7 protein-coding genes are annotated in these 10,046 nt (G+C 60.8%); 5 read left to right on the top strand and 2 right to left on the bottom strand.

Annotated elements, in window-relative coordinates; genetic code table 11:
- The first annotated feature begins 91 nt into the window (after nucleotides 1–91).
- The 4 genes from aptA (at nucleotide 92) to VIL80_RS06165 (ending at nucleotide 6,623) form a co-directional block, all read left to right on the top strand.
- Nucleotides 92–1,405, top strand: a complete 1,314-nt coding sequence (gene aptA / locus VIL80_RS06180; RefSeq protein WP_332035270.1) for an omega-aminotransferase AptA — start codon at nucleotides 92–94, stop codon at nucleotides 1,403–1,405.
- Nucleotides 1,406–1,817: 412 nt separating this feature from the next.
- Nucleotides 1,818–2,645 (top strand): DUF6515 family protein, encoded by an 828-nt coding sequence (locus VIL80_RS06175; RefSeq protein ID WP_332035269.1) that lies wholly within the window; start codon nucleotides 1,818–1,820, stop codon nucleotides 2,643–2,645.
- Nucleotides 2,646–2,819: 174 nt separating this feature from the next.
- Entirely contained in the window at nucleotides 2,820–5,078 is a 2,259-nt protein-coding gene (locus VIL80_RS06170; RefSeq protein WP_332035268.1) for a mechanosensitive ion channel domain-containing protein, read from the top strand.
- A gap of 138 nt (nucleotides 5,079–5,216) precedes the next feature.
- Nucleotides 5,217–6,623 (top strand): rhomboid family intramembrane serine protease, encoded by a 1,407-nt coding sequence (locus tag VIL80_RS06165; protein WP_332035267.1) that lies wholly within the window; start codon nucleotides 5,217–5,219, stop codon nucleotides 6,621–6,623.
- A 32-nt stretch (nucleotides 6,624–6,655) separates the two neighbouring features.
- Here the strand turns inward: VIL80_RS06165 and VIL80_RS06160 are convergent, their stop codons facing one another.
- Nucleotides 6,656–8,095, bottom strand: coding sequence for a tetratricopeptide repeat protein (locus VIL80_RS06160; RefSeq protein ID WP_332035266.1), 1,440 nt, complete (start codon nucleotides 8,093–8,095; stop codon nucleotides 6,656–6,658).
- 171 nt (nucleotides 8,096–8,266) lie between these two features.
- Here VIL80_RS06160 and pepB point away from each other — a divergent pair, with 171 nt between their 5' ends.
- Complete coding sequence (gene pepB / locus VIL80_RS06155) at nucleotides 8,267–9,556, top strand: aminopeptidase PepB (RefSeq protein ID WP_332035265.1); 1,290 nt, start codon at nucleotides 8,267–8,269, stop codon at nucleotides 9,554–9,556.
- A 199-nt stretch (nucleotides 9,557–9,755) separates the two neighbouring features.
- On the opposite strand, the gene VIL80_RS06150 is transcribed toward pepB, so the two are convergent.
- The gene (locus VIL80_RS06150) at nucleotides 9,756–9,950 is read right to left on the bottom strand and encodes an antitermination protein NusB (protein WP_332035264.1); all 195 of its coding nucleotides are present in this window, start codon (nucleotides 9,948–9,950) and stop codon (nucleotides 9,756–9,758) included.
- Nucleotides 9,951–10,046: the final 96 nt, after the last annotated feature.

The raw sequence follows: 10,046 nt of genomic DNA, 5'->3' as shown, positions 1-10,046 counted from the left end.
ACGCTCCTGAAAACCCGCACCCGGCACTTTGCCTTCGCTTCGAAGTTTTTTACTACGTTAGTAAGGCTCAAATTTTGAGTCGGAGAAATTCATGTCCGAACTGAAAACCGATGCATTCTGGATGCCCTTTACCCCCAACCGTTCCTACAAGGCGGCGCCGCGTATTGTCGAGCGTGCAGAGGGTATTTATTTATTTGAGAAATCCGGTCGCAAGATCATCGATGCCACTGCCGGCCTGTGGTGTTCCAATGCGGGTCACTGCCGGCGGGAAATCGCCGAGGCGATTCACCAGCAGGCGCTGAAGCTGGATTACAGCTCCATTTTCAATTTCGGCCACGAGCTGAGTTTTGAGTATTCCGAGCGCCTGGTGCAGTACACGCCAGATGGCCTGAACCGGGTGTTCTTCGGTAACTCCGGTTCCGAGGCGGTGGAGTCGGCGCTGAAGATTGCGCTGCAGTACCAGCGCGCGCGCGGTAAGGGCACCCGCACCATGTTTATCGGCCGCGAGAAGGGTTACCACGGGGTGAACTTCGGTGGTATTTCCGTGGGCGGTATTCCGACCAATTACCAGGCGTTCGGCCAGCCGGTGAAGTCCAACCATATGCGCCACACCCTGGATATCGCGCGCAATGCGTTCAGCAAGGGCCTGCCGGAGCACGGCGTCGAACTGGCGGAAGATCTTGAGCGTCTGGTTGCCTTCCACGGCGCGGACCAGATTGCGGCGGTGATTGTGGAGCCGTTCTCCGGTGCCGGCGGTGTGGTGCTGCCGCCACAGGGTTACCTCAAGCGTCTGCGCGAGATCTGTGACAAGCACGATCTGCTGCTGATTTTCGACGAGGTGATTTCCGGCTGGGGCCGCACCGGTTCGCCGTTTGCCTCCCAGGAATTCGGGGTGACACCGGACATGATCACTTCTGCCAAGGGCATCACCAATGCGACGGTGCCACTGGGTGCGGTGTTTGTGAGCGACAAGATTTACAACACCGTGATGGATGCCGCGGCGGAAGGCATGGTGGAATTTTTCCACGGTTACACCTACTCCGCACACCCGGTGGCGTGTGCCGCGGGTATGGCGACGCTGGATATCTACGATCGCGAGGGCCTGTTGACCCGCGCTGCCGGCGATATCGGCAAGCACTGGGAAAACGCGCTGCACAGCCTGGCGGATCTCGACAATGTGATCGACGTGCGCAATTACGGTCTTGTGGGTGCGATCGAGCTGCGCGCGCCGGAAAATCTCAAGGGCAAGTTCGGAGCCAAGGCGTCGGCGTTGGCTTGGGAGGCGGGAGTGATGGCGCGGGGTATTGGCGATGCGCTGTGTATGTCGCCGCCGCTGATTATCGAGGCCCATGAAATTGACGATATCGTCAGCAAGTTGCGCGAGGTGATTTCCGCGCTGGCATAACCTCGTTATGTGCAGCTGACCGATTAGCCGGGCACATAAAAATGGATCCGGCTAATTGGTCACTGTTTCGCTATATACGGCAGCTACACACCGTGTGGATGCCGGGTGGATGGGGAGTCTGCCGGCTCGAGACTAGAATTTTTGGGTAGTCGGCCGAATCAGCACAAAGTGCGGAACCGTCGAGGTTTGGGCGCTGTGCTGTGTTCGCCACTCAGTATGGGAGGGTGGCGCCTCCGGCTACCGTGGCGCGCGCGGTCCCGGCCGCCTAGTCTTAAGGTGGTGGGGCCGTGCGTAGCTGTTTCTGTGGATCAGTAAATACTGAACCGAAGGTGTGGGGGTGATGTGCAGTGTGCCGCTTGGTGCATACGGCTGAGGTTTCCCTATGCCCGGACGTTCAGGACTTCTTTTGGTTGTGCGTGGCAGCTGTCCCTGCGCGCGCTCTCTCTCCTCACTCCTGCTTTTCTCCTGCATTGCCGCCAGCAGCGTGAGCGCGCAGACGTATTCCCAGAATTCTCCCCCACCAGATCAATCCAGCGGCGCGGCGGAGGAGGATTACTGGCGTGATCCGGACCGCCAGCGGCAGTTACCCGCCGACGCCAGGCAGCTGACCCTGAGTGGCAATATCTACTACTACTCGGGTGGGTATTTCTACCGCAAGGAGGCGGACGGCTATCTGCGAGTGGAGCCGCCGCTGGGTGCCGAGCTATCGTTCCTTCCCCACCGCAGCCAGGGTTTTGAAATCGATGGCCAGCGCTTTTTCCTGAGTGGCACCGGTACTTTCTACCGCTACGAGCCCCGCCGCGGCAGTTATATCGTTACCACGCCTCCCTATGAATGGCGCCGCTACTACAACGGCGACATCGTAGGTGCCTACGAGGAGCGTCTCTACGGTTACCCCGACGAGAACCTGGACGACCTGCGCGACCGCTCCGGAATTCCCCGTGCCTATCCGCCCGGAGCCCTCGATCCTGACGGCAGGGGCGAGGAGGGGATTCCGCTGTATGAGGCGGAGGGATACCGCGATCCCCGTCGCCGCGAAATAAGACCCTACGCCAACGTCAGGCCCCCGTACGACTGGAGCAGCGGGGAGCGCTACGACAACCGCGCGCTTGCCGAGTCCGCCTGCCGCCAGGGCGCATCTGATGCGGCGCGCCGCGGCAGCAGCCTGGAAGACCAGCGCCAGCGGATTTATCAGCGGGAATACCGCGACTGTATCCAGCGCTACGACCGCCGCCGCTGAGAATCGGCACTGCTCATCTACACTGAATTCAATACGGTGATTGCGCGCCTGCCGGCATTCGGTGCGCCTGTAATTGCCGCCACCGTATAGCAGGAATACCGATGTACAGGGACAGTCACGGGCATGGACGTTTTTAGCGCCTGTTCTCCGCGCCAGCCACGGCAATGGTTCGCCTTGACTGCCGCGCGGCAGTGGTTGCTGTGCCTCGCCGCAATCTTGTGGTTGCTGCCGGTGATCGCCGCGGCGCAACTCCCCTCTACCAAGCCGAAGGAATTCTCCCCGGTCATCCCGAACTTCGATGAACTGGCTGCAGACTGGTGGACCCAGTGGCCCGACGCTACCCAGGAACAACGCGAGCAGTGGCTGCAGGAGCTGGAAAAGGCCTGGCTGGAGTGGAGCCCGTCCATTCCCGAAGACGCGGACCTGGGCAAGAGGGTCGGCGAGGTCAAGCTGCGCTTCAGTGGCATTCGCAAGACCTGGCAGAAGCGCGCGGAGCTGAAGAAGGTCGGCGTACTGCCGGAGGTCAAGTTCCCCAGCAATCCCAACGTGCTGCAATGGGCACTGTCCGATGCCGCGGTGGCGCGCGGACAGCAGCGCTTCGAAGGCCTGCGGCTCGAGAAGTCGCAGATGGATGAGAGTGTCGCGCAGTCGTTAAGCCGTATGCGGGAGCGTGTGGTTGCGTTGCGCGACAGGAACCGTGCGGACCCGAAATACCTTGAAGCGACTGTGGATGTCTTTCTCGCCCAGCTGACCCATTTGCAGACACTCGAGGAGCAGCGGTTGCTGCAGGAACAGCTCACCGCCTGGCAGGAGGAGTTGACCTTTGCCCGCGCGGAACTGGAGCGCATGCTGAAGGAACTGCATTACAGCGCCGCGGCGTCGAAAAAGCTTTCCGCGGCACGCACCCAGGAAAAATCCAGCCTGGAAGATCTGGCGCGGGAGCGCAGCGATTCCCAGAACCTGATCTTCGAGAGCTCCGACGCCGCCGTCACCATGGAGCAGCAGATCAGGATGATGAACTTCAGCGTGGCGGCGCTGGAGAATCGCCTGCAGTTACGCAAGCAGGAACTGCTGCTGGCCATGAACAGTGTCTTGAACGAAACCGAGGGCGAAGAGCAGAAGCTGTCCCTCAGCAAGGATCTGGTGGCCAATGCGGAGACGGTAAAAAATAATCTCTCGCGCCAGCTCAATGTGCGCCAGCGCCAGATCGGTGCCTGGGTGGGGGAGGACTCCAGGGCAATGACCAAGTGGTGGCGCGAGTTTGAAAAGGTCGCCAGCGGCCTCGGCCGCGTCGGAGACCTGATCGACGATGTAAAGCGCTACGAAACTGCCCAGCTGTTCGTGTACCAGCGGCAGCAGGGCTGGTGGAAAACACTCGGTGAGCGCGCCCTGCACCAGTTCCAGGACCTGCGCGCCAGCTGGCGTAAGCTGGCGAACTACGAGTTGTTTGCCATCAGCGGCCAGCCCATCCGCCTTAAGGATATTGCGCAAATTATCCTGGTGATTCTCGGTGCCTGGGCGTGTTCGCGGTTACTGAACTGGATCTTGAAGCGCATGGTGCGCAAAAACCGCACCAGCGAGCAGGGTGCCTATACCCTGTGGCGAATCCTGAATTACTGCATCGTCCTGATCACCATCATTATCATCCTCACCATGGTGGGGTTGGACACCTCCAAGCTCACGCTGATTGCCGGTGCCCTGTCGGTGGGTATCGGTTTCGGCATGCAGGCGATATTTTCCAACTTCATCTCCGGCATCATCCTGCTGTTCGAGCAACCGCTTCGGGTAGGCGACCTGGTGGAACTGGAGTCCGGGGTGTTCGGGCGCATCCGCGATATCAACGTGCGTTCCACCCGCATCACCACCCGCGACAATGTGGATATCCTGGTGCCGAATTCCGAGTTCGTCACCGGGCGTGTCACCAACCACACACTGGACGATCCGGTGCGGCGCATTCACGTGATGTTTGGTGTGGCCTACGGCACCGATCCGGAAGTCGTGCGCGAGGCGGCCATGGCGGCGGCGGAGCGGGTGCCGGTCACCTTTACCAACTGGCAGCGCAAGACCGAGGTATGGCTCACCGGCTTCGGCGACAGCTCGCTGGATTTCAAGCTGGTGGTGTGGGTGAACAGCAATGCCGTGTCCTCCCTTGGGGACCTCACCGCGCTCTACAACATCGAGCTGCTGCGGGAGTTCAACCAGCGCGATATCGAGATTCCCTTCCCGCAGCGGGACCTGCATGTGCGCAGCTGGGGGCCGCACACCCCGGGAGTGACCGCAATGCCGGGGAGTGGGCACGATACGACGAAGTCCCAGGCACCGCGACGCGGCTCCGGTGGTGTAGAGGATTGGCCGGATGCGGCAGGGGGGGGCGATCGCGAAGGTGGTAACGATGACGGTGGCGAGGACGGAAATGGTTCCGCCAGTCACTAATCTGGCCACGCACGCGTCTCTGGCGCCTTTTTCTTGATTTCCGTCAAGGTGGTGGCGCTGCGGACTAGCCTTATTGCGCAGTCCCTGTATTCTGAACCGTCTGATCTCTAAACCGCCAACCAAACCGCAGGTCCGCTCTTGCTCATCATCCCCATCCAGAACAAACCCGACTGGCGCCGACCGCCGCTGGTGTGTTTTGCCCTGGTTCTCGTCAATCTGCTGGTGTTCGTGCTTTATCAAAGCGGCGACGAAGCGCGCTGGCAGTCGGCGGAGGAGTACTACTTTTCCAGCGAGCTGCCGGCCCTGGAAGAGGCGCGCTTCTACGAGTATGTGGACACAGAAAAGCCGGAATGGCGCACCTTGGCGCAGGGCGCGGGGGAGGAATTCATCTACGAGCAGTTGCTGTGGAGCCGCGAGTTCCACCACTGGCTGCTGGCGCGGCTGGAAGCGGAGGGGCAGCCGCAGTGGCTGCAGCAGCGGCAGGAGTTCGCCGAGCTGCGCGATAGCCTGTCGAACTTTGCCTATGGGCTGACGCCGGCGAACCCCACGCTCAAGGGGCTGTTCGGGCATATGTTCCTGCATGGCGGCTGGGATCACCTGCTGGGGAACATGGTATTTCTGTTGCTGTTCGGCCTGTCGGTGGAGCTCGCCCTCGGCGCCGCTTGGTTTATCGGGCTCTACCTGTTCGGCGGGCTCGCCGCCGCAGCCCTGCACATGGGGGTGGAAGCGGGCAGCCTGATGCCGGTGATCGGCGCTTCCGGCGCGGTGTCGGCGGTGATGGGCATGTTTGTGGCGGTGTACGGCATCCGCCGGCTGCGCTTTTTCTATACCCTGGGGTTTGCCTTTGGCGAGTTCACTGCACCGGCGCTGTTGGTACTGCCACTGTGGCTCGGCAAGGAAGTGTTCGGCTACTTCTTCGGCAGCGACAACATCGCCTACTGGGCCCACTTCGGCGGTTTGGTGGCGGGCTTCGCCTGTACCTTGCTGTTGATCCGCCTGCGCCCGAGCCGTGAGATCCACGTGGAAGAGGATCTGCCACCCACACCGGCACAAATGGCGCTCGCGCGTATTGAATCCCTGCAGAACAGCGGCAAGCTGCTGGAGGCCAGCCAGGCTGCCGCCAGTGCCCAGCGCCAGCACCCCGAATCCCTGCCACTGATCTACAAGTCCATTGAGCTTACCGCGCTGGCGCCGGAGAGCGAGGCCCACCACCGCGCCTGGCTGGCACTGTTCGCGCTGGCCAAACAGCCGGGGCAGGATTTTGCACCGGTGGCAAAGGGGATCGAGGAGTACCTGCAGAAGGTGAAGGTGCCGCGGGCGCTGAATCTGGGCGTGTGCCTGGTGCTCGCCCAGCGGGCGGCGGCGGAAAAACGCTGGGAATTGGTGGAAACCCTGCTGCTGCGCCTGCAGGAAAAGGCGTATCGCCACCCACTGATGGCGCGCCTCGCCAACGGGCTGGTGGAGCACTACCGCCGCTGCGGCGACGAGGAACGGGCGCGCAGGGCGCTCGACTTTGCCCGCACCCTGCAGCCCACTGCGGTTTAATAGTTATATCCGTATCAGGTTTTTTACCCGGCCTATCGCACTGGTGCCGGTTGCCCCCGCTGCTCCGCGGCGAGAATCCCCTGCAGCTGGCGCACTTCACCGATCACCGCACTGTTGGGGAATTTCTTTTCCACAAACGCCAGCAGCTTGCGGCTGTTGTCGGTGCGGTTGAACCCGTCCATATAGATCTTCGCCAGCAGCAAATAGGCGCTGTCGAGCCGTGTGTAGTTCGGGTCTTCCTTGTGCAGGTTGTTCACCAGTGCCAGCGCAGGTTTGAACTGGCGCTGGCGGTAGAGCGCCTCGGCAAGCTGGTGGCGCAACAGGGATTTGTCGATGGCAGGGGTGCCCACCGCATTAGAAGTGGCAAGGTACAGCTCCGCGGCCTTGTGCCCTTGGTTCAGCTTGATGAACCGCTCCAGCAGGTGTGGCCCCAGTTCACGCAGTGCTTTGCGGTCGTCGATGGCGAGTAGCAGGCGGAAATAGCGCTCGTTCAGCGCGATATCGTCCGGTTGCTGGCGCAGCACATTCACCAGGGTCTTGCGCGCCTCCTCGCCACGGCCTTCGCGCAGCAGGATACTCGCGTCCGCCAGTGCCTTGCGGCGGTCGAACTCGCGCTCCTCCATGAACTCATCGTCGGCCACCTGCGCAATCACACCCAGCTTCTGCTGCCGGGTCAGGCAGATGTAGCCCATCATGGCGCTGGTGACGATGGAGAAGTAACTGGTGACAAAAGCCAGCAGCGGCAGCAGCATCCAGGCGGGCAACTTCCCGGCAACTACCGGCAACAGGTAGGCGGGCGCCGCGGATACCGCACTGGTGGAGAGCCACAGCAGCCAGTAGGGCCAGCCAATAATCAGGGTGAACTGCAGCAGCTTGAGCGGATTTACCGCCGCGCGCATGCTGTGCTCCAGCGCCAGTACGATCATCGCTGCCGGTGCCAGCAGCGACAGCACAATGGAATATACCTGCACCGCACCTTCACCCAACCCGGCAAACAGCATGCCGACACCGCCGGCTACCAGGATCATGCCGATCACCTTGACGAAAATGGCCGCACTGCGACCGTCCTGGGCGTCGCCAAAGGTGGGCGCCTCGAGCTGGCCGCCGGCGAGTTTTTCGATTACCAGCAGGTTGTAGCGGATCACCACTGCGAGCATCGCCACCAGCACAAAAATCGACAGCCAGCCCAAGCCGGTCATGGCGATGGCAGCCACCGCACAAATGGCGGAAACCATCAGCGGCCCACCGGAGAGTGCGTAGCGGAAATAGAACGGGGCCATCTGCCAGAAGGGACGGGCCTTGTTGCTCGCGCCCACGTTATTCAAACGCTGGTTGCACAGCACGCACTTGGGGGTGGATTTGTAATAGTTATCCACAGAGCCGGGGACACATTCGCCGCAGTATTCCTTGCTGCAGCCGGAGCATTGCCAGATGGCATCCGCACCGGAGTGGTAGTGGCAGGCGTTGCCCATGTTCTACATCCTTGTCGTTATTTTCAGCTCACGCAGTGTATCGGCACACCTGCGCCGTGCGCAAACCGGTACTTGCAGGCTGCTAGACTGACCCAATATTGTGTTGCTGAGCCGCAAGCGGCGTATTTCTATTACTCGGGCAACCGGATTCGATCAATTCAAGGTGTACAGATGACAACAGCGATGCAGGTAAAGCTGGAAACCACAGCGGCGGCGGAACACTGGGGCAAGAATGCCCTGTTGAGCTTCAACGACAGCGAAGCCCGGATTCACGCCACCGAGGCCACCGGCGGCAAACTGGTCGCGGTGCAGCGCGGCGCGCGCCGCCTGGATGGCATGGGCGTAATCTCAGTGGCTTTGGCTGGGGATAACTGGGACCTGGAGAGCCGCTGGGCCTTCTGGGCGGGTTACTACAACCCCAATCGCAAGAGCACCCTGGACTGGGGTGTTGGCGACGGCGATGAATTGAAGGAGCTGGAAGCGCGCAAGGCGGCCAGCCTGTGGGTGCGTGAAATCACCAACGGTACCCCGGAGAATGTGTTCCCGCGCGCGCTTGCGGAAAGCGCTGCGGATATGTTGCAAAAGCTTGCTCCCTACGCGGTTGAATACCGGATCCTCTCCGGCGATGAGCTGGTCGAGGAAGGCTTTATGGGTATCCACAACGTCGGCCGCGGCAGTGTGCGCGGCGGTGCCATGCTGCAGCTGGACTACAACCCGACCGGTAAAGACGATGCCCCGGTGGATATCTGTCTGGTGGGCAAGGGCATCACCTTCGACTCCGGCGGCTACAGCATCAAACCCTCCGGGGGCATGGCCCACATGAAATCGGATATGGGCGGCGCGGCGATGGTCACCGGCGGCCTGGCCCTCGCCATTGCGCGCGGACTGAAAAAGCGTGTGAAGTTGTATCTCTGCTGTGCGGAAAACCTGGTTTCCGGCAATGCGTTCAAGCTCGGCGATATCATCCGCTATAAAAACGGCGTGACCGCGGAAATTCTGAATACCGATGCGGAAGGGCGCCTGGTACTGGCGGACGGTCTGATCGCCGCGAGCGAGCAGAACCCGCGTTACATTCTCGATGCTGCAACCCTTACCGGTGCGGCGAAAATGGCGGTGGGCCGGGACTACAACTCGGTGATGAGTTTCGAGGACGAGATGGCAGAGAAAGTGCTGTCTGCGGCCAAACTGGAAAACGAAAAAGCCTGGCGTCTGCCGCTGGAAAAATTCCATCTGGAGCAGATTCCCTCCGGCTTTGCGGAGATTGCTAATATCGGTGTGGATGGCAGCCCAGGCGCTTCCACCGCGGCGGCGTTCCTCGCCAAGTTTGTGCGCGATGACGGGCGCGGCTGGGTGCACATCGATCTTTCCGGTTCTTATCTGCCGGCGCCGAATGATCAGTGGGCGCAGGGGGCCAAGGGGCACGGCGTTCGCACCATCGCTCGGTTCTTGCTCGACAACTGATTTGGATTTTGTGGCAACCACTTAGCTGAACTGGTGGCGGCGGAGTACCGGGGATCTGTTTTCAAAACCGGGCTAGGCGCCCCCCTTAAATACATCCATGTACGCTGCGTCGGCGACGTCCCTGTCGCCGACGCTTTTGAAAACAAATCCCCGCCACCTCGCCTTCGCTTTGAATTTTTCTACTTCGTAAGCTGCTCGATTAATCTTGCTTTGCAGGAGCCTTGCTTAACAGCACAAGAACCAGAGTAGCCAAAGGACCGAAAATCAAGCTAAGTATCCACCAGATAAGTCCACTGCGATTTTTGCCCTGAGCCAAGCCGGCATTAATCAGCGATAGCGTACCCCAACCTACCAGCCACTCCCGCGACTGAATCATTACTTGATACTCGTCCAAACGAATTCCCTCGCTGCTCAATAAAACTCAAATATCCGAATCGAAGGTGGAGTGCCGGGGATCTGTTTTCAAAAGCGTCGGCGACAGGGACGTCGC

The sequence above is a fragment of the Microbulbifer sp. genome, assembly GCF_036563125.1.
Lineage (GTDB): Bacteria > Pseudomonadota > Gammaproteobacteria > Pseudomonadales > Cellvibrionaceae > Microbulbifer.
Note: the sequence above shows the minus strand (reverse complement) of the source record. Positions and strands in the feature narration are given on the sequence as shown.

Bases quoted from the DNA above. Each gene is read 5' to 3' on its own strand.
- aptA (WP_332035270.1), top strand. From the start codon at position 92: ATGTCCGAACTGAAAACCGATGCATTCTGGATGCCCTTTACCCCCAAC.
- VIL80_RS06160 (WP_332035266.1), bottom strand. From the start codon at position 8,095: ATGGGCAACGCCTGCCACTACCACTCCGGTGCGGATGCCATCTGGCAA.
- pepB (WP_332035265.1), top strand. From the start codon at position 8,267: ATGACAACAGCGATGCAGGTAAAGCTGGAAACCACAGCGGCGGCGGAA.